This is a genomic window from Subtercola sp. YIM 133946 (assembly GCF_036553535.1).
Classification (GTDB): domain Bacteria; phylum Actinomycetota; class Actinomycetes; order Actinomycetales; family Microbacteriaceae; genus Subtercola.
Genome location: NZ_JAZHPE010000013.1, coordinates 156,858 through 179,394 on the forward strand (window position 1 = coordinate 156,858; position 22,537 = coordinate 179,394).

The 22,537-nt window shown below is 66.3% G+C and carries 23 protein-coding genes and 1 pseudogene; 9 read left to right on the forward strand and 15 right to left on the reverse strand.

Features of this window, described 5'->3' with window-relative positions:
* Positions 1–361 precede the first annotated feature (361 nt).
* From rplI to rpsF, 4 genes and pseudogenes are all read right to left on the reverse strand, one after another.
* Positions 362–814 carry a 50S ribosomal protein L9 gene (rplI, locus tag V3W46_RS03955; protein ID WP_331781793.1) on the reverse strand — a complete coding sequence of 151 codons (453 nt, stop codon included), beginning with the start codon at positions 812–814 and terminating at the stop codon, positions 362–364.
* A 10-nt stretch (positions 815–824) separates the two neighbouring features.
* Positions 825–1,088 (reverse strand): 30S ribosomal protein S18, encoded by a 264-nt coding sequence (gene rpsR, locus V3W46_RS03960; protein WP_104245567.1) that lies wholly within the window; start codon positions 1,086–1,088, stop codon positions 825–827.
* A gap of 35 nt (positions 1,089–1,123) precedes the next feature.
* Positions 1,124–1,657, reverse strand: a complete 534-nt coding sequence (locus V3W46_RS03965) for a single-stranded DNA-binding protein (RefSeq protein ID WP_331781794.1) — start codon at positions 1,655–1,657, stop codon at positions 1,124–1,126.
* Positions 1,658–1,792: 135 nt separating this feature from the next.
* Positions 1,793–2,125: pseudogene (gene rpsF / locus V3W46_RS03970) on the reverse strand (30S ribosomal protein S6); the annotation flags it as partial.
* Between the two features lie 209 nt (positions 2,126–2,334).
* Between rpsF and V3W46_RS03975 the strand changes: the two are divergent.
* A complete protein-coding gene (locus tag V3W46_RS03975; RefSeq protein ID WP_331781795.1) occupies positions 2,335–3,516 on the forward strand; it encodes a glycosyltransferase in 1,182 nt (393 codons plus the stop codon).
* Positions 3,517–3,574: 58 nt separating this feature from the next.
* Positions 3,575–4,672, forward strand: coding sequence for an inositol-3-phosphate synthase (locus tag V3W46_RS03980; RefSeq protein ID WP_443069920.1), 1,098 nt, complete (start codon positions 3,575–3,577; stop codon positions 4,670–4,672).
* Between the two features lie 65 nt (positions 4,673–4,737).
* Here V3W46_RS03980 and V3W46_RS03985 read toward each other — a convergent pair whose 3' ends face one another.
* A complete protein-coding gene (locus tag V3W46_RS03985; protein WP_331781797.1) occupies positions 4,738–6,174 on the reverse strand; it encodes a CCA tRNA nucleotidyltransferase in 1,437 nt (478 codons plus the stop codon).
* Positions 6,175–6,265: 91 nt separating this feature from the next.
* Between V3W46_RS03985 and V3W46_RS03990 the strand changes: the two genes are divergently transcribed.
* Both V3W46_RS03990 and murJ read left to right on the forward strand, forming a co-directional pair.
* Positions 6,266–8,473, forward strand: a complete 2,208-nt coding sequence (locus tag V3W46_RS03990; protein ID WP_331781798.1) for a DUF6049 family protein — start codon at positions 6,266–6,268, stop codon at positions 8,471–8,473.
* Positions 8,466–10,085: a murein biosynthesis integral membrane protein MurJ gene (gene murJ / locus V3W46_RS03995; protein ID WP_331781799.1), complete on the forward strand. Its 1,620-nt coding sequence runs from the start codon at positions 8,466–8,468 to the stop codon at positions 10,083–10,085. The genes V3W46_RS03990 and murJ overlap by 8 nt, the downstream gene beginning before the upstream one ends.
* Here murJ and V3W46_RS04000 read toward each other — a convergent pair.
* Complete coding sequence (locus V3W46_RS04000; protein ID WP_331781800.1) at positions 10,048–10,926, reverse strand: alpha/beta fold hydrolase; 879 nt, start codon at positions 10,924–10,926, stop codon at positions 10,048–10,050. The two genes, murJ and V3W46_RS04000, sit on opposite strands and share 38 nt — an antisense overlap.
* A gap of 7 nt (positions 10,927–10,933) precedes the next feature.
* A complete protein-coding gene (locus V3W46_RS04005; RefSeq protein ID WP_331781801.1) occupies positions 10,934–11,329 on the reverse strand; it encodes a DUF488 domain-containing protein in 396 nt (131 codons plus the stop codon).
* Positions 11,330–11,468: 139 nt separating this feature from the next.
* Here V3W46_RS04005 and trxB point away from each other — a divergent pair, with 139 nt between their 5' ends.
* From trxB to V3W46_RS04025, 4 genes are all read left to right on the forward strand, one after another.
* Positions 11,469–12,467, forward strand: a complete 999-nt coding sequence (gene trxB / locus V3W46_RS04010; RefSeq protein ID WP_331781802.1) for a thioredoxin-disulfide reductase — start codon at positions 11,469–11,471, stop codon at positions 12,465–12,467.
* 91 nt (positions 12,468–12,558) lie between these two features.
* Complete coding sequence (gene trxA / locus V3W46_RS04015; RefSeq protein ID WP_331781803.1) at positions 12,559–12,885, forward strand: thioredoxin; 327 nt, start codon at positions 12,559–12,561, stop codon at positions 12,883–12,885.
* A 93-nt stretch (positions 12,886–12,978) separates the two neighbouring features.
* Entirely contained in the window at positions 12,979–14,310 is a 1,332-nt protein-coding gene (locus V3W46_RS04020) for an aminotransferase-like domain-containing protein (RefSeq protein ID WP_443069921.1), read from the forward strand.
* 2 nt (positions 14,311–14,312) lie between these two features.
* Positions 14,313–15,275 carry a D-alanine--D-alanine ligase family protein gene (locus tag V3W46_RS04025; RefSeq protein ID WP_331781805.1) on the forward strand — a complete coding sequence of 321 codons (963 nt, stop codon included), beginning with the start codon at positions 14,313–14,315 and terminating at the stop codon, positions 15,273–15,275.
* Here V3W46_RS04025 and V3W46_RS04030 read toward each other — a convergent pair.
* The 8 genes from V3W46_RS04030 to rpmH form a co-directional block, all read right to left on the reverse strand.
* A complete protein-coding gene (locus V3W46_RS04030; RefSeq protein ID WP_331781806.1) occupies positions 15,272–16,252 on the reverse strand; it encodes a ParB/RepB/Spo0J family partition protein in 981 nt (326 codons plus the stop codon). The two genes, V3W46_RS04025 and V3W46_RS04030, sit on opposite strands and share 4 nt — an antisense overlap.
* A complete protein-coding gene (locus V3W46_RS04035) occupies positions 16,245–17,156 on the reverse strand; it encodes a ParA family protein (protein WP_331781807.1) in 912 nt (303 codons plus the stop codon). Before V3W46_RS04035 ends, V3W46_RS04030 begins: the two co-directional genes overlap by 8 nt.
* A 131-nt stretch (positions 17,157–17,287) precedes the next feature.
* Positions 17,288–17,935, reverse strand: a complete 648-nt coding sequence (gene rsmG, locus V3W46_RS04040; protein ID WP_331781808.1) for a 16S rRNA (guanine(527)-N(7))-methyltransferase RsmG — start codon at positions 17,933–17,935, stop codon at positions 17,288–17,290.
* A 54-nt stretch (positions 17,936–17,989) separates the two neighbouring features.
* Entirely contained in the window at positions 17,990–18,580 is a 591-nt protein-coding gene (locus V3W46_RS04045; protein ID WP_331781809.1) for a Jag family protein, read from the reverse strand.
* A gap of 5 nt (positions 18,581–18,585) precedes the next feature.
* Complete coding sequence (gene yidC, locus V3W46_RS04050) at positions 18,586–19,560, reverse strand: membrane protein insertase YidC (RefSeq protein WP_331781810.1); 975 nt, start codon at positions 19,558–19,560, stop codon at positions 18,586–18,588.
* An 8-nt stretch (positions 19,561–19,568) separates the two neighbouring features.
* The gene (gene yidD / locus V3W46_RS04055; protein ID WP_443069922.1) at positions 19,569–19,952 is read right to left on the reverse strand and encodes a membrane protein insertion efficiency factor YidD; all 384 of its coding nucleotides are present in this window, start codon (positions 19,950–19,952) and stop codon (positions 19,569–19,571) included.
* Between the two features lie 5 nt (positions 19,953–19,957).
* Complete coding sequence (rnpA, locus tag V3W46_RS04060; protein ID WP_331781811.1) at positions 19,958–20,308, reverse strand: ribonuclease P protein component; 351 nt, start codon at positions 20,306–20,308, stop codon at positions 19,958–19,960.
* A 23-nt stretch (positions 20,309–20,331) separates the two neighbouring features.
* Positions 20,332–20,469: a 50S ribosomal protein L34 gene (gene rpmH / locus V3W46_RS04065; protein ID WP_055810406.1), complete on the reverse strand. Its 138-nt coding sequence runs from the start codon at positions 20,467–20,469 to the stop codon at positions 20,332–20,334.
* A 445-nt stretch (positions 20,470–20,914) separates the two neighbouring features.
* Here rpmH and dnaA point away from each other — a divergent pair, with 445 nt between their 5' ends.
* The gene (dnaA, locus tag V3W46_RS04070; protein ID WP_443069928.1) at positions 20,915–22,213 is read left to right on the forward strand and encodes a chromosomal replication initiator protein DnaA; all 1,299 of its coding nucleotides are present in this window, start codon (positions 20,915–20,917) and stop codon (positions 22,211–22,213) included.
* Positions 22,214–22,537: the final 324 nt, after the last annotated feature.

Here is a 22,537-nt window from a genome sequence, read left to right on the forward strand (position 1 = left end):
CGAACCCCCGACACCGGATGCTTCCGGCGCCCCCTTCGAGCAGGCTGCCTAAGACTAGAAAGGCCTCGCGGTGCCTGCCAAATCGCCCTGTGTATAACTCTGTGCACTAAATCGGCAAAACGCCGCGCGCCTTGTGCACAACCTGTGGAACCAGCTGTGGAGACAGTAATTCTTTTCGTACCTAAAGCATCCTTGACCAGCGCTTTTACTTTGCCACAGCCTGTTGATAAATGGATGTTTAGACACGCAGTTGAATGTTAAATATCCGAGTCGCGCCTGTGCACAAAACACTTGACTTAACACGAAAAGAAGGGGAGTTCTGCGACACGTGCGGTCGCGGAACTCCCCTTCTCGACTGGTGCTACTTGGCTGCGACCACCTGGAGGGTGATCGTCGCGCTCAGGTCGTCACGCAGGCGAATCGACGCCTCGTGGGTACCCGTCGCCTTGATGGGCGAGGTGATCTCGATCTTGCGCTTGTCGAGCGAACCATAGCCCGCAGCCGACACGGCATCGGCGATGTCGCTCGTCTTGACCGAACCGAACAGGCGGCCTTCCTTGCCGGCCTTGACCGCCAGCTTGACCGTGTTGTTCTCGAGAACCTGCTTCAGGTGCTGGGCCTCTTCGATGGTGGCGAGCTCGCGAGCGGCGCGTGCCGCCTTGATCGACTCGATCTGCTTTTCGCCGCCTCGGCTCCACGTCACCGCGAAGCCCTGGGGAATCAGGTAGTTGCGCGCGAAGCCGTTCTTGACCTCGACGACGTCACCGGCTGATCCGAGGCCGGTGACCTCGTGGGTGAGAATGAGTTTTGACATGTTTCAGCTCCTACCGGCCCGAGCCGGCGTACGGCAGCAGGGCCATCTCGCGGGCGTTCTTGACTGCACGGGCAATGAGGCGCTGCTCCTGAACGGAGACGCCGGTGATACGACGGGCACGGATCTTTCCGCGCTCTGAGATGAATTTGCGAAGGGTGTTGACGTCTTTGTAGTCGATCACGCCGACGCGAATCGACTTCGCCGGGGCGGCGTTCTTGCCGTCTTTCCCCTTGCGGATCGGCTTGCGGCGGTCGCCGCTGCTCTTTCCAGCCATGGTTGCTGTTCTGCTTTCTTGAAGAAGGTGAAGTTTTAGAAGGGTGTTTCGTCGCTGTAGCTGCCCGGAGTGTTCCAGACATCAGCGCCGCCACTGGAGTTGGCCGAGCTGGGCGCACTTGCGGCCCATGGCTCGTCGCCACCGCCGACCTGCCCGCCGCCGTTGCCGCCGCCGAACTGGCCACGGCCACCGGGCGCCGCACCCGACGACGCACGCGTCACCTGGGCTGTCGCATACCGGAGGCTGGGGCCGATCTCGTCGACCTCGAGCTCGATGGAGGTGCGCTTCTCGCCCTCTTTCGTCTCGTAGGAGCGCTGGCGCAGGCGACCGGTCGCAACGACACGGGCACCCTTCGTCAGCGAGCCGGCCACGTGCTCGGCGAATTCACGCCACACGCTTGCACGAAGGAACAGCGCCTCGCCGTCTTTCCAGTCGTTCGACGCGCGGTCGAACGTTCGGGGAGTCGACGCGATGGTGAAGTTGGCAACCGCCAGCCCGTTCTGCGTGTAACGCAGCTCGGGGTCGCCGGTGAGGTTGCCGACCACGGTGATCACGGTTTCGCCGGCCATGAGCGGCTACTCGGCGCTTGCGGCGGCCGGAGCGGCCTTCGAGGCGGCGCTCACTGCGGCGGCTGCGCGAGCTGCGGGTGCAGCAGCGGCAGCGGCAGGAGCCGACGGGGCAGTCGAACCGGCGGTAGCCGACTTCGACGCCGAGGTGCGAGCGGCCTTCTCTTCTTTGCGCTTCGTCTCGGCGGCGACCTGCGCGATGGCCTCTTCGGCGCGAAGCACCTTGGTGCGCATGACGGCTTCCGACAGCTTCAGCTGGCGGTCGAGCTCCTTGGTGGAGTCACCCGTCGCGGTCAGCTTGACGACGGCGTAGATGCCTTCGGTCTTCTTGTTGATCTCGTACGCCAGGCGACGACGACCCCAGATGTCGACGTTGTCGACAGTGCCACCGTCTTTGCGGATGACGTTGAGGAACTTGTCGAGGCTCGGTGCCACGGTGCGCTCATCGATTTCTGGATCGAGGATGACCATGAGTTCGTATTGATGCGTCACTAACCCACCTCCTTTGGACTAGATCGGCCACAGACGTTCTGTAGCAGGAGGGTGTGTGCATTCGTCTGCGCCCTCGTGAGAGAGCCCCACTGGGTGCAGACAACCTAGAGAGCCTATCAGACGGCCTCTGCAAACAACAGCGGGCCAGACCTCGGTACTTACACCATGACACCCCATAGAGTGACAGCGTGAGTTCGCTGCGTGTAGCCCTGGTCTCGCTGCACACCTCTCCGCTCGCCGTTCCCGGCACGGGTGATGCCGGCGGCCTGAACGTCTATGTCGTCGCCCTGGCCGAGGCGCTCGCCGACCTCGGAGTCGAGGTCGAGCTCGTCACCCGCCGAACCGCGCCCGCGCAGCCGGCGCTGGAGTTCACTCCGGGCGGCGTCGCCGTGCGCTTTCTCGAGGCCGGTCCACCCCGTGAACTGCTGAAAGAAGACCTGCCGCCCATCGTCGGGCGCTTCCAGTCGGCCCTGTCGGTTCTGCCGCGCTTCGACGTGCTGCACTCGCACTACTGGCTGTCGGGGCTCGCCGCGCTGCCCGTCGCCACCATGCAGCACTCGGCGCACATCCAGAGCCTGCACACGGTGGCCGCGGTGAAGAACGTCGAACGGGCTCCGGATGACCGGCCCGAACCCGAGGCACGGCTGAATGCCGAGCGGCTGCTCGTCACCCGCTCGGCGGCCTCGATCACGTCGACCGAGGCCGAGCGTGAGGCCATCGTTCGCGACTACAGAGCCCGGCCCGAGCGGGTGCACGTGGTCACGCCGGGCGTCGACACGGCGTTGTTCCACCCGGCGCCGGCCGAGGGCACGGGTGCGCCCTATCTGCTGACGCTCGGGCGCATCCAGCCGCTGAAGGGCTACGACCTGGCCATCCGCACCCTCGCGGCCATCGAACCGGCCAGGCGGCCGCGTCTCGTGATTGCGGGAAGCGCCACCCCCGGCTCCGAGCGGTTCGCAGAGGGTCTCGAAATGCTCGCCGGCGACCTCGGGGTGGCTCACCTCGTCGACTTCGTCGGCGCACAGACCCGTGACCAGGCGGCAGAGCTCGTGCGCAACGCCGCGCTGCTGCTGCTGACCTCGCACTCGGAGACCTACGGGCTGGTCGCCCTGGAGGCCGCGGCGTCGGGCACGCCGACGCTCGGCACCCGCGCGTCGGGCATGGCGCTCTCGGTGCGCGACGGGGTCAGCGGTGTGCTGCTCGACGGCCGCTCGCCCGAGGCGTGGGCGGCAGCCGTCGAACGGCTGCTCGAGCATCCGGCCGCCCTGCAGCGGCTCCGCTCATCGGCCGCCGCCTACGGCTCGCAGCACAGCTGGCGGCGCACGGCGGAGGCGACCCTCACTCTCTATCGCCGAGCCGCTCAGCTTTAGCTAGCGCTGCGCTGGCTAGGATGGTCGGCGTTGCCGTTCGTCGAGAGAGTTGTCATACATGGGTGTCAGAGTCGCCATCGCCGGAGTCGGGAATTGCGCGAACTCGCTCGTGCAGGGGGTGACCTTCTACCGTGACGCGAAGGTCGACGAGGCCGTTCCCGGGTTGATGCACGTGGCGTTCGGGCCGCACCACGTCGGCGACATCGAGTTCGTGGCCGCCTTCGACGTCGACGCGGTGAAGGTCGGTCTCGACCTCGCCGACGCGATCTGGGCCAGCGAGAACAACACGCTGAAGTTCGCCGAGGTGCCCGCCACGGGCGTGACGGTTCGACGTGGGCCGACCCTCGACGGACTGGGCGAGTACTACCGCGAGCTCGTCGACGAGTCGCCGGCGCCGGTCGTCGACGTGGTGGCGGCCCTGCGCGACAGCGCGGCCGACGTTCTCATCTGCTACCTGCCGGTCGGATCTGACGACGCCGTCAAGTTCTATGCGCAGGCCGCCATCGATGCCGGGGTCGCCTTCGTCAACGCCGTGCCGGTGTTCGTGGCCAGCGACCCGGTGTGGGCCGAGAAGTTCCGCGCGGCCGGCGTGCCGGTCGTCGGCGACGACATCAAGAGCCAGGTCGGCGCGACCATCACGCACCGTGTGCTCGCCCGGCTGCTCGAGAGCCGCGGAATCACCATCGACCACACCTACCAGCTCAACGTGGGTGGCAACATGGATTTCAAGAACATGCTCGAGCGCAAGCGCCTTGCGTCGAAGAAGATCTCGAAGACGCAGGCCGTGACGAGCAACATCGACATCGATCTGCCCGAACGCGATGTGCACATCGGCCCGAGCGACCACGTGCCCTGGCTCGATGACCGCAAGTTCGCCTTCGTGCGGCTCGAGGGCCACGGCTTCGGCAATGCCCCGATCAGCCTCGAATACAAGCTCGAGGTGTGGGATTCGCCGAACTCGGCGGGCGTGGTGATCGACGCGGTGCGGGCGGCGGCGATCGCACGGACGGCGGGACTCGGCGGCCCGGTCGAGGCCGCGTCGGCCTACTTCATGAAGAGCCCGGCCGTGCAGTACCCCGACGACGTCGCCCGCAGCCTGCTCGAGCAGTTCATCGCCCGATACGCTGCTCGAGTAGCTCGTCCGCTGGTTGAGTAGCTCCGCAGGAGCGTATCGAAACCACAGTGCGGCGGGCGGGTTTCGATACGGCGCTGCGCGCCTACTCAACCGGCGTGCGACCGCTCAGCCCACCAGGCGAGCAGGCGGCGGGTGGCCTCCTCCTCGCCGAGCGGCCCTTCCTCGAGGCGCAGCTCGAGCAGGAAGCGGTAGGCCTCTCCCACCTCGCGCGACGGCTTCAGGTTCAGGATGCTCATGATCTGCTCACCGTCGAGATCGGGCCGGGTCGAGTCGAGTTCCTCCTGCTCGGCGAGCTCGGCGATGCGCGCCTCGAGATCGTCGTACGCGAACGACAGGCGGTCGGCTTTGCGGCGGTTGCGAGTGGTGACGTCGGCTCGCACCAGGATGTGCAGGCGCTCGAGCAGGGGCCCGGCATCCCGAACGTAGCGGCGCACGGCTGAGTCGGTCCAGGCGCCGTCGGTGTAACCGAAGAACCGCAGGTGCAGCTCGATCAGCCGCGCGACGTCGGAGATCGTGTCGTTGTCGAAGCGCAGTGCCCGCAGCCGCTTCTTGGCGAGCTTCGCGCCGACGAGGTCGTGGTGGTAGAACGACACCACCCCGCCGGGTTCGAGCTTGCGGGTGGCCGGCTTTCCGATGTCGTGCAGCAGTGCCGCGAGCCGCAGCGTGAGGTCGGGCGCCTCACCCGGGTGCCGCTCGTTCTCGAGGTCGATGGCCTGCTCGAGCACCGTGAGACTGTGCTGGTAGACGTCTTTGTGGTGGTGGTGCTCGTCGGTCTCGAGCCGCAGGGCCGGAATCTCGGGCAGCACGAACTCCGCCAGCCCCGAGTCGACCAGCAGCTCGATGCCGCGACGCGGCGACGGCGAGCGCAGCAGCTTGCTGAGCTCTTCGTTGACACGCTCGGCCGAGATGTTCTCGATGCGCGCGGCCATGTCGGTGAGCGCCGCGCGAGTCTCGTCGTCTGTCTCGAAGCCGAGCTGGGCGGTGAAGCGCACGGCCCGCAGCATGCGCAGGGGGTCGTCGCCGAACGACACCTCGGGCGTCGAGGGGGTGCGCAGGGTTCCGGCCAGCAGATCGTCCATGCCGCCCGACGGGTCGACCAGCACCTGCTCGGGCAGCTTCAACGCCAGCGCGTTCACCGTGAAGTCGCGGCGCAGCAGGTCGGCCTCGAGCGAGGTGCCGAATTCGACGGAGGGCTTGCGGGTGACCTGGTCGTAGACGTCTGCCCGGTAGGTGGTGATCTCGACGGTCTCGCCGCCGATGCGCGCGCCGATGGTGCCGAACGCACGGCCGATGTCCCAGTGGGCGTCGGCGAGGGGCGCGACGATGGCGAGGATCTCGTCGGGGGTCGCATCGGTGGTCAGGTCGAGATCGTGCACGGGGCGGCCGAGAAAGGCGTCGCGAACGGGCCCGCCGACCAGGGCGAGCTCGTGGCCGGCTGCCGCGAACGCCGCGGCGACCACCGAGACCGGCGGTCGGCCCGCCAGTTCGGCCAGGGCCTTCAGAGATTCAGCTACCGATTGCACCGGTGACACTTTACGGCAGCCCGAGCCTCGCCGGAGCGGCCGAGCGGGCGCCCAGCCGTGACACCGTACAATCGCAGATATGGAGCGGTCGGTGATTTCGGGCGTCCGCGCTCGTTCCGGTCGCACCTTCGCATCGTTCTTCGCTGCCGTGCTCACCCTCGTACTGATCGCTGTGCTCGGGATGCCCGGCGCCCCCGCCGCGCGCGCCGACAACACCCCCAGCCCCACCTCCACCGGTGACGACGGCACGGGCGCGGGCACCGGCACCGCCTCGGCCACCCCCGGCACCGTCGACCTCGCCCTGGCGCCCGACAACGGCGGAACCCTGTCGACGGGGCAAGACCTGGGGCTCACGGTCACGATCACGAACAACACCGCCGACACCGTGCCCGCCACCGCGGTGCATGTGTGGCTCGACAGAACACGGCTCTCGACCCGCGCCGGCCTCACCGCATGGTTGACCGCCGCCCCGGCCACCCAGGCCGCCGACTCGATCGCCGTCGACGTGACGAGCCCTGCCGTGGGCGCCGGCCAGACGGCCACCCTGCGAACCGCCTTGCCGGCGGCCCAGCTCGGGCTGAACGCCTGGGGTGCCTACGGCATCGAGGCCACGGGTGCCGCGGGTGCCGTCGCCCTTCTGGCCACCAGCGTGGTGACCTGGTCGGTCGGCGCGCCCGCGAGCGGCGCGACCGTTGGAATGATCATGCCGCTCACGGTCGCACCCGGGGTGTCGGGGGTGCTCACGGCGACCGACCTGGCCGCCGCCACCGCGCCGAACGGCGTGCTCAGCAGCAAGCTCGACGCCGTCATCGGCCGGCCCGTCACCCTCGCCATCGACCCCATGGTCATCGTCTCGATCAGGGCCCTGGGCACCGCCGCGCCGCAGTCTGCGCTCGACTGGCTCGCCAAGCTGGCGGCCGCCTCGAACCCGACCTTCGCGCTGGGCTACGCCGACGCCGACCTCTCGATTCAGCACCAGGCGAACCTGCCCACCCTGCTGGCCCCCACCTCGTTCGACTACGCACTGAACCCGGCTAACTTCCAGAGCCTGCCCTCCCCCGACCCGTTCTCGCTGCCGGGCCAGGTGGCGCCGCCGGTGAGCACGCCGGGCGCGACCGTCGCGCCCACGCCGACCCCCACTCCGGCGGCCGGCACACTGCCGAGCTTCGCCGATCTCACCACGTGGAACTACACCCGCACCGACATCGCCTGGCCTGCCGCAGACACGGTGAGCGGCGGCGACCTGACCTACTTCGCGGCCAACGGGCTGACCTCGAGCATCCTCAGCTCTGCGAATGTGAAGACCACCGACCCGGCGGCGACCCCGAACGCACCGGCCGAGATCGACGGGTCGAGCGTGGTCATCGCCGACGCCGAGCTGTCGGATGCCCTGCAGCAGGCCGTCACGGCAGCGACCGAGGCGCCGCGCGACGCCGCGCTGGCCGAGGTGTCGGCCGAGCTCGCCATCATCACGGCGCAGTCGGGCCAGACGGCTCCCGCGCTCGTCGCCAGCCTGGGCCGGGCCGCTCCGTCGTCGTCGTTCGCCGTCACGCGCAGCCTCGACGCCATCGAGGCGCTGCCGTGGGCCGCCGAAGTGCCGCTCAGCGATGTTCTGACGGCCCCGCAGACGGCGGGTGTCAGCGTCGTCGACAGCCCTGAGCCGGCAGACCGGGTCGCCGCGGTGAACTCGATGCTCGACTACGAGCAGCAGGTGTACCTGTTCGCACCGGTCATCGACCAGCCCGATCTCATCACGGGCAAGCAGCGCGCCACTCTGCTGGCGGTGCTGAACCAGTCGTGGCTCGACGACCCAGCGGGGCAGGCCACCGCCATCCAGACCTACGACAAAGTCTCGAACGCCACGCTCTCGTCGGTTCAGATCGTCGACGGCAGCACGGTCAACCTGCTGGCCACCAACGGCGACGTGCCGGTGCCCATCAGCAATGACCTCGACGAGCCGGTGACCGTGACGCTGCAGGTGACGCCGTCGAATGCGCGCCTCGTGGTCGATCCGAACCGCATCGAGGTGACGATCGAGGCGCACTCGCAGAAGACGGCGAAGGTGCCGGTCAAGGCCGTGGTGGCGACCGGCCAGGTCGACCTCTCGCTGCAGCTGTACAACCAGAACGGGGTGCTGATCAGCTCTGCCGCACCCCTCGAGATCAACGTGAGCGCCGACTGGGAGGGCATCGGCACCCTCGTGATCGGCATTCTCGCCGGGCTGCTGCTCGTCTTCGGCGTGGTGCGGCAGATTCTGAAGAGACGCCGCGCGAAACAGGCGGCGGGCAGCGATGGCTGAACGCAGCATCGCCCGGTCGAGCAGCCTGCTGGCTGCGGGAACGATCGCCTCGCGCATCCTCGGCTTTCTGAAGGCCATCGTGCTGGTGCAGGCCATCGGCGTCTTCACGGCGGCGAACGCGTTCGCCATCGGCAACCAGCTGCCCAACACCATCTATGTCATCGTGGCCGGCGGTGCCCTCAGCGCCGTGCTGGTGCCACAGATCGTGCGCAGCGCGCTGCACGCCGACGGCGGCAAGGCCTACATCAACAAGCTGGTGACGATCGCCCTGCTGACGCTGGCCGTCACCACCGTCATCGCCACCGCGCTGGCTCCGGTTCTCGTCTCGATCACTGCGCACGCGCTGCCGGCCGACCAGGCCGACCTCGCGACCGCGTTCGCCTACTGGTGCCTGCCGCAGATCTTCTTCTACGGCGTCTACACGATTCTCGGCGAGGTGCTGAACGCCAAGAACTCGTTCGGGCCGTTCACTCTGGCGCCGATCATCAACAACATCATCGCGCTCGCCGGGCTCGGGGTGTTCATCGCCCTGTTCGGCGCCGACCCCGACGGCCTGCGCGCCATCTCGTGGTGGACCCCGGGCTCGATCGCCCTGCTGGCCGGCACGGCCACCCTCGGAATCGCGGTGCAGGGGCTCATCCTGTTCGCGTTCTGGCGCCGGGTGGGCCTCAGCTACCGCCCCGACTTCCGCTGGCGCGGGGTGAACCTCGGCGCGACGGGCAAGATCGCGGGCTGGTCGTTCGGCATGATCCTCGTGACGACGGCCGCCGGGTTCGTCGAGACGAACGTCGTCGCCACCGCCTCGACGAACGACACCGCCTCGGTCGCCGTGCTCGGCAACGCGTGGCTGATCTTCATGCTGCCCCACTCGGTCGTGGCCGTGTCGATCGCCACCGCCTACTTCACCCGCATGAGCGAGAGCGCATCTGCCGGCGAGCTGGGCAGCGTGCGCCGCGACGTCTCGGCGAGCATCCGGCAGATCACCGTGGTGATGGTGTTGGCGACCATCGTGCTGATCGTCGCCGCCTACCCCTTCGGCCACGTGATGAGCGAGTCGACCGCGGGTGCGGCAGCCATCGGCGACGTGCTGATCGCCTTTCTGGTGGGCCTGCCCGCGTTCTCGATCCTGTTCGTGCTGCAACGGGCGTTCTTCGCCCTCGGCGACACCCGCACCCCGTTCTTCACCACCGTCTTCCAGGCCGTCGTGTTCACGGTCGGCGCGCTCCTGGTGCTGGTCTCCGTGCCGGTGCAGTGGGTGGGCGTCGGGGTCGCGCTCGTGCTCTCGGTGGCCGGCATTCTGCAGACCGTACTGATCGCTGTGCTGATTCACCGCAAGCTGGGCGGCGGCATCCGTCGCACCGTCGAGAGTTTCGCAAAGGATGCGCTGGCCGCCCTGCCCGCGTCGATCGCCGGCGCCGCGGTGTTCCTGCTGTTCGGCGGGGCGGCCGACACCGGGTTCGCCATGTCTGGCCGTTTTCAGGCCATCGTCACCATGGCCGTCGTCGCAGCCGTCATGGCGGCGATCTACGCCGTGAGCCTGCGCCTGCTGCGCTCGTCAGAGCTGAGTGACGCCCTCACGCCGATTCTGGCGCGCCTGCGTCGCTCGCGCTGACACCCCCTTCGCCCGGCCTGGCCGCGCCGAGCCTGAGCGCGCCCTCCACCTCGGCCAGAAACGCCTTCACCGGCTCGATGACGCCGGCCGCGGGCCGCAGGGTCGAGCCGTGGTCACGGCCCTCGAGCGCCACGAACGACGCGTGCGGCATGATGTCGGCCGCGTGTTGCGAGTCGCGGTATGAACGCCCGTCGCGTGTGCCCGCCAGCAGCAGCGTGGGCGTCTGCAGCTGGGCGACCCGCTGCTCGTCGATGCCGGGTTCGGCCTCGACCTGCCTGAAGTACGCACGGATGGCCGTGGCATCGTTGGCCAGGAACGCCGCCCTCGTGGCGTGATCGATGCCGATGCCGGCCTGCGCCTCCCAGCCGTCGAGAAACGCCTGCATGCCGTTCGGGCCGCCGAGGGCTGCGTCATAGTCTTCGAAGAACAGCCTGCCCACGCTGCCGCCCGGCGACCGGAACGAGCCGCCCGCCGAGATGAACGACAGCATGCGCTCGGGGTTGCTCTCGGCGAGCGCGAAGCCGGCCCTGGCACCGAACGAGTACCCGAAGTAGTGCGCTCGCTCGACGCCCGCGGCATCGAGCACGGCCAGCAGGTCGCCGACGACCAGGGGCATGCGGTAGTCGGCCTGCTCGTGCGGCTTGCCGCTGAGGCCGTGGCCGCGCAGGTCGACCAGCACCAGGCGGTACTGGTCGCGAAGCTCGGCGACGTAGCCGAGGCCGCGCCAGATCGCCCGCGACAGCCCCGATCCGTGCACGAGCACGAGTGGGCGGCCATCGGATGCCCCCGCCTCGGTGTACGCGATACGAGTACCGTCGACGGGGTTGAAGGCTTCGCTCATGCCTCCATCATGCCGCGCCCGTCGACGGTGTCGTTCCGCTCAGCCCGGCGGGCTCGAGCAGCGCGGCCAGCACGGTCGCTTCGCTGAGTGCGGCATCCCGAGTCGCGGTGAGCAGCGTCACCCGACCCGCGCCCGCCATGGCGCGCAGCACCTCGAGCGATTGCGACTGCACCGATGCCGGCCGGTCGAGCTCGGCCCGGTAGCGCTCGGCGAACTCGTCGAACTTCTCGGGGTCGTGGCCGTACCAGGTGCGCAGCTCTGACGACGGAGCGATGTCTTTCATCCACTCGTCGAGCCGTGCGCGGATCTTGCTGACACCCCTCGGCCAGAGCCGGTCGACGAGGATGCGGGCGCCGTCGTCGGGGCGCGGGTCTTCGTAGACCCTCCTCACCCGAACATCCATTGCCCCTACCACCCTGAGTCGGCCGCGTCACAGCCCCACACAGGCACAATACCCGCAGGAATACGCGGCAGTTAGGATTGGTTGAAGACTTCACAAGAACAAAGCCGGTGACGTGTCACTGCATACAGGGAGCTTGTCGATGAGACAAATCATCATCATTGGGTCTGGCCCCGCGGGGTTCACCGCGGCGATCTACGCTGCACGCGCCGGTCTGCAGCCCCTGCTCATCGCGTCGAGCGTCGAGGCAGGCGGCGAGCTCATGAAGACCACCGAGGTCGAGAACTTCCCGGGCTTCCCCGACGGCATCCAGGGCCCCGAGCTGATGACCAAGCTGCAGGAGCAGGCCGAGAAGTTCGGCACCGAGGTGCTGCTCGACGACGTGACCGCCGTCGACTTCTCCGGCGACATCAAGAAGATCTCCACCGGGTACAGTGGCGAGTTCGAGGCGCAGGCCGTCATCTTCGCCACCGGTTCTGCCTACCGCAAGCTCGGTCTCGAAGACGAAGAGCGCCTGTCGGGTCGGGGCGTCTCGTGGTGCGCCACCTGCGACGGGTTCTTCTTCAAGACCAAGACCATCGCCGTGATCGGCGGCGGCGACTCGGCGATGGAGGAGGCGACCTTCCTCACCCGGTTCGCCGAAAAGGTGTACCTCGTGCACCGCAAAGACTCGCTGCGCGCCTCGAAGATCATGCAGGAGCGCGCCTTCGCGAACGACAAGATCGAGTTCGTCTTAAACTCGGCCGTCGTCGGCATCAACGGTGAGAACAGTGTCGAGAGCCTCACGCTCGAGAACACCGTCACCGGCGAGACCAGCCAGCTCGACGTGCAGGGCCTGTTCGTGGCGATCGGCAACGACCCGCGCACGCACCTCGTGCACGGGCAGCTCGACCTCACGGCTGCCGGCACCATCGCAGTGGCGGGCCGCTCGTCGAAGACCAACATCGCGGGCGTCTTCGCCGCGGGTGACGTGATCGACGACACCTACCGCCAGGCGGCCACCGCTGCCGCCTCGGGCACCGTCGCCGCGCTCGACGCCGAGCACTACCTCGCGGGCCTGGCCGAAGCCGGCGCCATCGCCGAGCTGCGCGAGGCCGAACACGAGGTCAGCCTCGTCGAGGCCGTCGCCAGCCGTCGCTGAGCGGCTCGGCCGCTCGCAGGCTCGGCCCCGGCACTCCGCTCCACCTTCGTACGACCCGTTTCCACCAGTGAGATGTGAAAGAGAGAACACAATGTCAGACGCAAAGACCGTGACCGACGCCAGCTTCGACACCGACGTCATCAACTCGGAAGACACCATCATGGTCGACTTCTGGGCCGAATGGTGTGGCCCGTGCCGCGCCGTCTCGCCCATTCTCGACCAGATCGCCGCCGAGCACTCCGACAAGATCAAGATCGTGAAGCTCAACGTCGACGACAACCCCCAGATCGCCGCCAAGTACCAGATCACCTCGATTCCCGCGATGAAGGTCTTCCGCGGCGGAGAGGTCGTCAAGACCATCATCGGCGCCAAGCCGAAGGCGGCACTCGAGAACGACCTCGCCGACTACCTGGCGTAACACTCGCTCAGTCGCACGAAGAGGGTCCGGGCCGACAGGTTCCGGGCCCTTTTCGCTACCCCCTGATTCGATAGCATGTAATTTCGCCTCTTTATGGAAGTGCACGTGAGCAGCCAAACGACACCGAACCCCGGCACGAACCTCGACCCCTGGTACGACAACTACGCAGACCGGGCCGCCGGCCTGTCTGCCTCCGAGGTTCGAGCCCTCTTCGCCGTCGCCTCGCGCCCCGAGGTCGTCTCACTGGCCGGCGGAATGCCTGCCGTCTCTGCACTGCCGCAAGACCTGGTGACCACCGCCATGAACCGCGTCATGCGCGACGAAGGATCTGTGGCGCTGCAGTACGGGTCGGGCCAGGGGGTACCGCGACTGCGCGAGCACATCCTCGAGATCATGGCACTCGAGGGCATCCGGGGCAGCGTCGACGACGTCATCGTGACGACCGGTTCGCAGCAGGCGCTCGACCTCGTCACCAAGCTCTTCATCAACCCGGGCGATGTGATTCTGGCCGAGGCGCCGAGCTATGTGGGCGCCATCGGGGTGTTCCGGTCGTACCAGGCCGACATCGTGCACGTGCTGATGGACGACGACGGTCTGATTCCGGATGCCCTGCGGGAGGCCATCGCGAGAGAGAAGTCGGCCGGCAAGGCGATCAAGTTCCTCTACACGATCCCGAACTTCCACAACCCGGCCGGCGTCACCCTGTCGGCAGAACGCCGCACCGAGATCCTGCAAATATGCCGGTCAGAGGGCATTTTGGTGCTGGAGGACAACCCCTACGGCCTGCTCTACTTCGACGGCCCGCCGCCTGCCCCGCTGCGCAGCACCGAAGACGAGGGCGTGGTGTACCTGGGTTCGTTCTCGAAGACGTTCGCACCCGGGTTTCGCGTCGGCTGGGCCATCGCGCCGCACGCCATCCGCGAGAAGCTGGTGCTCTCGGCAGAGTCGGCCATCCTGTGCCCCAGCGCCTTCAGCCAGCTCGTCATCTCGGAGTACCTCGAGACCGCCGACTGGAAGGCCCAGATCAACACCTTCCGCGGCGTGTACGAAGAGCGCAAGAACACCATGCTCAGCGCGCTCACTGAGTACCTGCCCGACCTGCACCGCACCAACCCCGACGGCGGCTTCTACATCTGGCTCACCCTGCCCGACTACCTCGACACCAAGCAGATGCTTCCCCGTGCCGTGAAAGAACTGGTCGCGTACACACCCGGAACGGCGTTCTACGCCGACGGCGGCGGCCGCAACAAGATGCGGCTGTCGTTCTGCTACCCGACCCCCGAACAGATCAGGGTGGGCATCCGGCGCCTCACGTCGGTGATCAACGGCGAGATCGACCTGCTCGAGACATTCGCCGCCACCGGGCCCCTGCAGACCATCCGTTCGAGCCGGAGTTTCTCGGCCCCACCACCAGACATGGATTGACGATGACCGATTCTTCGCCCTCCCGTACCGTCGTCGTTCTCGCCGGCGGCATCTCGCACGAGCGCGAGGTGTCGCTGCGCTCGGGCCGCCGCGTCGCCGACAGCCTGCTGCAGCGCGGCCACCGGGTGATCATCCGTGAGCCCGACGCGTCGCTGCTGAGCTACCTCGCCGAGACCTCGCCCGACATCGTGTGGCCGGCGCTGCATGGCGCGAGCGGCGAAGACGGCTCGCTGCGCGCGTTGCTCGACGCTCAGGGCATCGCCTACGTCGGGTCTGAGTCGGCAGCCTCTCAGCTGGCCTGGCACAAGCCCACCGCGAAGGTGATCGTCGCCCGCGCCGGTTTCGCCACGCCCGACTCGATCACGCTGCCCCGAGAGACGTTCCGCGAACTCGGCGCCTCACAGGTGCTCGGCGGGGTGGTCGCCCACCTCGGCACCCCCCTCGTGGTCAAGCCCGCGATGGGCGGCTCGGCGCAGGGTGTCACGGTGGTGGAATCCCCCGACGACCTGCCGCGTGCTGTCGTCGACGCCTACACCTACGGCGAGACGGCTCTCATCGAGCGCAAGGTGCTGGGCACCGAGGTCTCGGTCGGCGTCGTCGACACCGGCGAAGGTCCATTCGCCCTGCCCGCGGTCGAAATCGTGCCCCGATCAGGGGTTTATTCTTACGAGGCTCGCTACAACGCCGGTGAGACGCAGTTCTACACGCCCGCACGGCTGGATGATCGGGCGGCCGCCGCGGCCGCCGACGCCGCCCTGGGCATCCACGTGGCGCTCGGCCTGCGGCACATCTCGCGCGTCGACCTGATCATCGACGCCGACGGCTCCCCGTGGTTTCTCGAAGCGAACGTTCTGCCCGGCCTCACCGAGACGTCGCTGGTTCCGCAGGGCATTCTCGCTGCCGGGCTGAACCTCGGCGAGGTCTACGAAGCTCTCGGCGAGGCCGCCATCCGCGACGCCGCCTAGCGAAAACTCGGGGCGCCCGACGACGGCCCGAATCCCTCGTCGCCCAACTCGGCGAGAATGCGGTTGAGGTCGTGGATCGTCGCGAAGTCGATGACGATCTGCCCGCGGGTGGCGCCGAGAGCGACCTTGACCCGCGTGTTGAGCCGGTCACCCAGGCGCTCGGCGATCTCGTCGAGGTGGTCGTTGCGACGACCCGCCGTCGGGCGCACCCGCCGCGCCTTCGGTGTGCGGGATGCCGCGGCCTCCGCCGCGCGGACCGACAGGTCTTCGTTCACGATCTTGTCGGCGAGGCGCGCCATCTCGTCGGTGTCGACCACCGAGAGGATCGCGCGCGCGTGCCCGGCCGACAGAACGCCGGCGGCGACGCGCTTCTGCACCTCTGTGGGAAGCTTCAGCAGACGGATGGTGTTCGTGATCTGGGGGCGCGATCGGCCGATACGCCCGGCGAGCTCCTCCTGGGTGATGCTGAAGTCGTCAAGCAGCTGCTGGTAGGCCGACGCCTCTTCAAGGGGATTGAGCTGCGACCGGTGCAGGTTCTCGAGCAGGGCGTCGCGCAGCATGTTCTCGTCGGCGGTGTCTTTGATGACGGCCGGGATGGTAGGCAGGCCGAGCTGTTTGCTGGCACGGAGGCGGCGCTCGCCCATGACGAGCTCGTACCGCGCGTCTCCGGCGGCACCGCTGGCGTTGGGCAGCTCGCGCACCACGATCGGCTGCAGTACGCCGACCTCACGAATCGACTGAACGAGCTCGGCGAGGTCGTCGGCGTCGAACTCCGTACGCGGCTGCTTCGCGTTGGGCACGATCTGCTCAGGGTCGAGGCTTGCCAGCTTCGCGCCCGGCACCGACACCAGCTCGGCCTCCCCCTCACCACGCTCGGCGAAGAAGATGTCGACCGGGCTGCCGCCGCGGGTGTCTTCGACCGTCGGGATGAGCGCCCCGATGCCGCGACCGAGTCCTGTGCGCTTCGGGTTAGCCATGTACCTGTGCTCCTTTTCGTGCGATTTCTGATGCTGCTTCGAGATACGAGAGCGACCCCGTCGACTGCGGGTCGTAACTGATCACGGTCTGACCATAGCTGGGTGCCTCGGAGATGCGCACAGAACGCGGGATGACCGCGGTGAGCGTCTCATCGGGAAAGTGGTTGCGAACATCCTCTGCCACCTGCGCCGCCAGGCGCGTGCGGCCGTCGTACATGGTGAGCAGGATGGTCGAAACGGCGAGCCGCGGGTTGAGGTGCTTGGCGATGAGCCCGATGTTCGACAGGAGCTGACTGAGCCCCTCGAGGGCGTAGTACTCGCACTGGATCGGGATGAGCACTTCGCGCGCGGCGACGAACGCGTTGATCGTCAGCAGTCCGAGCGACGGCGGGCAGTCGATGAACACGTAGTCATACGGCTGTTCCTCCGTCGTCGCGGCGTATTCGAGGTACCGGTCGAGGTTCTCGCGCAGCCGTAGCTCGCGGGCGACCAGTGGAACGAGTTCGATCTCGGCCCCCGCAAGGTGGATCGTGGCGGGCGCGCAGTACAGGCCCTCGAATTCGGGGCTCTTCTGTACGACATCCTGCATCTCGACATCGCGAATCAGAATGTCGTAGACACTCGGCACCTCGGCTCGGTGATCGGCTCCGACCGCCGTGGATGCGTTGCCCTGCGGGTCGAGGTCGATGACCAGAACCTTCGCTCCCGTCTTTGCCAGTGCGGCGGCCAGATTGACGGTCGTGGTCGTCTTTCCGACCCCGCCCTTCTGGTTGGCAACAGTGAAGACCCGAGTCTTGGATGGCCGGGGAAACTCTGCCTGAGCCACCGCCTTACGCCGCTGAGCCAGTTCGGTTATCTCGCGCATGAGAGGTGACTCGTCGAAGCTGGGCGATTGGTTCGTCATACACTCTCTCTTTGTGCTGGGGTTTCACGTGAAACATTGTTTCACCGTGCAGCAGGGAATCTCGGATGTTTCACGTGAAACATGCCGCCGACCTGATCCAGACGCCAGCGTGGATGTTTCACGTGAAACATCTAGGCCACAGTCGCCCGAACGACGCGAGTCGACTCTGGCAGGATGCCTGCTCCCAACTCCAGCACCTCAAGGTTCGACACGCCAAATCGACGGATCACCTTCTCGGCCGCCTCGACCTCGCGGTCGACCGAAGCTCCCTTCATCAGCACCAGCTGGCCGCCAGGGCGCAGTAGGGGAGCACACATCGGGATCAACTTCGACAACGCACTCACGGCGCGCGCGGTCACCTGATCGAGGCCAGGCTTGAAGCCCACGTCTTGCGCGCGGCCGCGAACCACAGAGGCGTTCGCCAGCTCGAGTTCGTCGACTTGGTCGTTCAGCCATTTAACACGACGCTCCATCGGCTCGATCAGCACGAACTCCACGTCGGGACGAGCTATGGCGAGCACGAGGCCGGGCAGGCCGGCGCCACTGCCGACATCTCCGACCCGGCCCTCGGAGAAGAGCGGAGCGAGCACAGCACTGTTGAGAACGTGTCGCGTCCATAGGCGCGGCAGCTCCAAGGGGCCGATGAGCCCGTACTCCTCACCGTGTCTGGCGAGGTTGGTGGTGAATCGCCGAGCGAATTCAATCCGGTCGCCGAACAGCTCATCCGCGACGGCTGGTTCTGGCTCGAGCTGCCGCAGCACCTCGTCGTAGTCGATCATCGCTGCACCGCTGTCGACAGCAGCATAAGACGAGTGAAGCTCATTTAGAGCAGGTCACGGTGCGGTGATGACGGTGTGCCGGTCACGGCCTTCGCCCTCAGACGCCGACACGAAACCGCGTGCCGCGACGAGGTCGTGCACCACCTTGCGCTCGTACGACGACATCGGTGCGAGAGCGACAGACGCCTCACCACCGACCTCGATGCGGTCGATCGACGCCGAGACCAGACGATCGAGCTCCGCCTCACGAATCTGTCGGCTGCCACCCACATCGAGAATGAGGCGGGAGAACGCGCCCGTCTTCGTCTGCACGGCCAGGCGCGTCAGCTCCTGCAGGGCCTGCACCGTCTCGGGGTTCGACAGCAGCCGAAGATTACTGTCTTCTGACGAGTTCACCGAGACGTACGCTCGGCCACCCCGGGTGTCGATATCGATGTCGCCGTCGAGATCGCAGATGTCGAGCAGCTCTTCGATGTAGTCCGCGGCGATGTCACCCTCGTCGACGCCGTTCGACCCGGCGTCGACGGCAGCGGGGGAGTCAGACTGCTGATCGCCCTGCGTCGTCTCTGCTGCAGCCGACTCGTCACCCTCGACGAACTCGACGACGTCGTCGCCCTGCACCGTGCTGGCGGTGATCTCGCTCACGTCACTCACTTCTTCTCACCCTGCTTCTTTGCTCTGTTCTTACCGACGGGCTGCTGGCGCTGCGTCGTCTTGGGGGCCTCGATGACCACATGGTTGATGCTGCCGTCGGCAGCCGTCGACACGTTGAGTTTGCCCTTCTTGGCGAGCCTGATCTCCCGTGCCTTCGCCGCCTCGCTACCGGGGGTGGGCATGTTGCGGATGACCAGGAACTGCTGGCCCATGGTCCACAGGTTCGACGTGAGCCAGTAGAACATGACACCAAGCGGAAAGCTGAAGCCGGAGAACGCAAAGACCAACGGCAGGATGTACAGCAGGATGCGCTGCTGCCGGAACATCGGGCTGTTCTTGGCCTCGGGCGACTGGTTGCGCGACATGATCTGCAGCTGCGTGATGAACTGCGAACCGGTCATCAGAATCACCATGACGACGGCGATCACCATCACCGCGACGTCGCCGGTCTGGGTCGCCTGCTGGAAGCTCTCGTGCAGCGGAGCGATGCCGAACAGCTCCGCATTGCCGAACTGCTGTGCGAGCCCCGCGTTGAGCGGACCGACGCCGGCCTGGCCCTTCTGCGCGTCGTTCAGCACCGAGAATAGCGAGAAGAAGATCGGCATCTGCAGCAGCAGCGGCAAGCACGAGCTCAGCGGATTGGTACCGGTGCGCTTGTACAGCTCCATCGTCTCGCGCGACATCGCCTCGCGAGAGAACTGGTCTTTCTTGCCCTTGTACTTGTCTTGGATCTTCTTGAGCTGCGGCGCCACCTCGAGCATCTTGCGCTGGCTCTTGATCTGACGCACGAACACGGGGATGAGCGCCGCCCGGATGACGAGCACCATGCCCACGATCGAGAGCACCCACGTGATGCCGGCCGCGGGGTCGAGCCCGACGAAGCTCCAGAAGCCGTGGAACGCGACGAGCAGAAGTTCGACCACCCACTTGATGGGCCACAGTATGGTGCTGATGAAGTCGGGAATGTTCATGTTTCGGGCTAGCCCTCTCTCTGGCTATTGGCTACGACGAAACCGAATCTGGTGACGCGGAAGTGGGTGTGGCGCGCGGGCGTGACGTCATCGACTCCGCCCGCCGACCAGGGGTTGCATCTCACGATACGAAAGCTACCCAGAAGAACGCCGAGAACGAGCCCGCGCTGCTGTATCGCCTGGAGCGTATACGACGAACATGACGGGTAGTACCGGCAGACATCTCCATAGAGCGGTGAGATCACGGCCCGATAGCCCCGCAGAAGCAGCACGGCGATGTTGCGCGGCACCAGGTAGAGCCCGATCAGCACCGTCAGAAGAAGGGATGCTCGCCCGGCAGGCCGGCGAACCATGCCGCTCTGCGGCGCCCCTGTCGCCGCGCCGATCTGCATCGCACTCATGCGAGCATCCCGGCCTTCGCCAGCGATCGCCGCAGCTCAGACGCAAATTGGGCGTACGACGCGGTCGACCCCGCGGGCAGAACGCGTACGACGACATCGGCTGGCGCCGTCACCGACGGGAGCAGTTCGTAGCCGGCCGCCTTCAGACGCCGGCGAACGCGATTTCGCACGACGGCTATGCCGACCTGCTTCGACACGATGAACCCGAACCTGGGGCGACCATCGTTCTGGCTGCCATCACCCTTCAATACGTAGGTGACGGTGTTCGCCGACACGAATCTGGCGCCCCGACGCACAGCAGCACGGTATTCATCTGCTGTTGTCACGCGGAACTGCTGAGCCAGCACGGCGGCGAAGTCTGCGGAACGAACTACGCGGAGAGCTCGGTGCGGCCCTTACGACGGCGAGCCGACAGGATCGAGCGGCCGGCGCGGGTACGCATGCGCAGACGGAAACCGTGCACCTTGGCGCGACGACGGTTGTTGGGCTGAAAAGTTCTCTTGCTCATGATTTGTCTCCGTGGCCCAGCGATCTGCGCCGGGAAGCATATTTAGGTGTGCCAGTGCACACAAGTCAACTGATTAAAACTACGGCTTCGAATGCCAATGGTCAAACTGCCCGCAGCCAAACGATCAATTATCCACAGTCGATACACACCTGCGGCCGCCGACACGCGGCGAAGGGCGACAATGAACTTGATCTCGCCTGTACCAGTCACTAGCTTAGATCCTTAGGTTTGTGACGGTGATGGTGGGGATGCGGTCACACAATTCTTTCGATTTTCCTTATCGCTTGACGAGGAAGACCATTCCTCTTCGACAGGAGTTCCATTGGCCGACGATCCCGGTTCACCGGAAGCCAATTGGCGCACCGTGCTCGCGACACTGTCGACCGATGAGCGCATCACCCCGCAGTTGCACGGGTTCCTCGGGCTCGTCGTGCCCAAGGGCATCATGGCCGGATCGTTCTACCTCGAGGTACCCAACGACCTGACGCGCGGGATGCTCGAGCAGCGCATCCGAGTTCCGCTACTGTCTGCGCTGGGCAAGCTCGATGAGTCGTACGGCGTGACGAACTTCGCCGTGGTGGTGAACCCCGACATCGGCGGAGACGAATACCTGCAGCCCGCCGAGATCATCGAAGTGCTGCCGCCGGTCATCCCCGACACCTCACCGGTGCAGGAGACCGTCGGGCCGCTTCGCAACAACGACACCCGGCTGAACCCGAAGTACAGCTTCGACAACTTCGTCATCGGCGGGTCGAACAGGTTCGCCCACGCCGCCGCGGTGGCGGTGGCCGAGGCGCCGGCCAAGGCGTACAACCCGCTCTTCATCTACGGTGACTCGGGGCTCGGCAAGACCCACCTGCTGCACGCCATCGGGCACTACGCAATGAGCCTTTACCCCGGAGTTCGGGTGAGGTACGTCAGCAGCGAGGAGTTCACGAACGACTTCATCAACTCGATCGCGAACAACCGTGGCGCCGCGTTCCATTCGCGTTACCGAGACATCGACCTGCTGCTGATCGACGACATCCAGTTTCTGCAGGGCAAGGCCGAGACGCAGGAAGCCTTCTTCCACACCTTCAACACGCTGCACGACCACAACAAGCAGGTCGTCATCACCAGTGACCTGCCGCCGAAGCACCTCACCGGGTTCGAAGACCGCATGCGCACCAGGTTCGAGTGGGGCCTGATCACCGACGTGCAGACGCCCGACCTCGAGACTCGTATCGCCATCCTGCGCAAGAAGGCCCAGAGCGAGAAACTGCAGGTGCCCGACGAGATCCTCGAGTACATGGCCTCGAAGGTCTCATCGAACGTGCGTGAACTCGAGGGAACGCTCATCCGCGTCACCGCATACGCCAGCCTCACTCGCAACCCCGTCGACCTGGCGCTCGTGCAGACCGTGCTGAAAGACCTCATCACGCTCGACGACGACAATGTCATCGCACCGGTCGACATCATCGGGCACACCGCCGAGTACTTCAAGCTGTCGGTCGACGACCTGTACGGGTCGTCACGCTCACAGGCCATCGCCACGGCCCGGCAGATCGCCATGTACCTGTGTCGCGAGCTCACCAGCCTCTCGTTGCCCAAGATCGGCCAGCTGTTCGGCGGGCGCGACCACACTACGGTGATGTACGCGAACAACAAGATCGGCAAGCTGATGACCGAGAAGCGGTCGATCTACAACCAGGTCACCGAGATCAGCACGCGAATCAAGCACAACCAGCGCTACAAGGGCGTCTGACACTCACCGATCCGGGCCGCACCAGGCCTTCTCTGCTGTTTCCACACAGTGTGCACAACCCTGTGCATAACACACCGCCACGTGTTGATGGGGTGTGGAGAGTTGTGGGGTCGACGTGACGGAGATCTTCTGCACAGAGGTCGAATGACAAGAAGTTTCCCCACCGATTCAACAACTCACACACGTGTAGTTCCCAGACGATTACGGTCATCCCGACCAGTTGTGCACATATCCACGTCGGTTAAGAAGATTAATCATTAATCAATCAATTAACCGGTCGGCAACTTTCTCGTGGGGCTGACAGACCGGCTCGAGAAACGACAC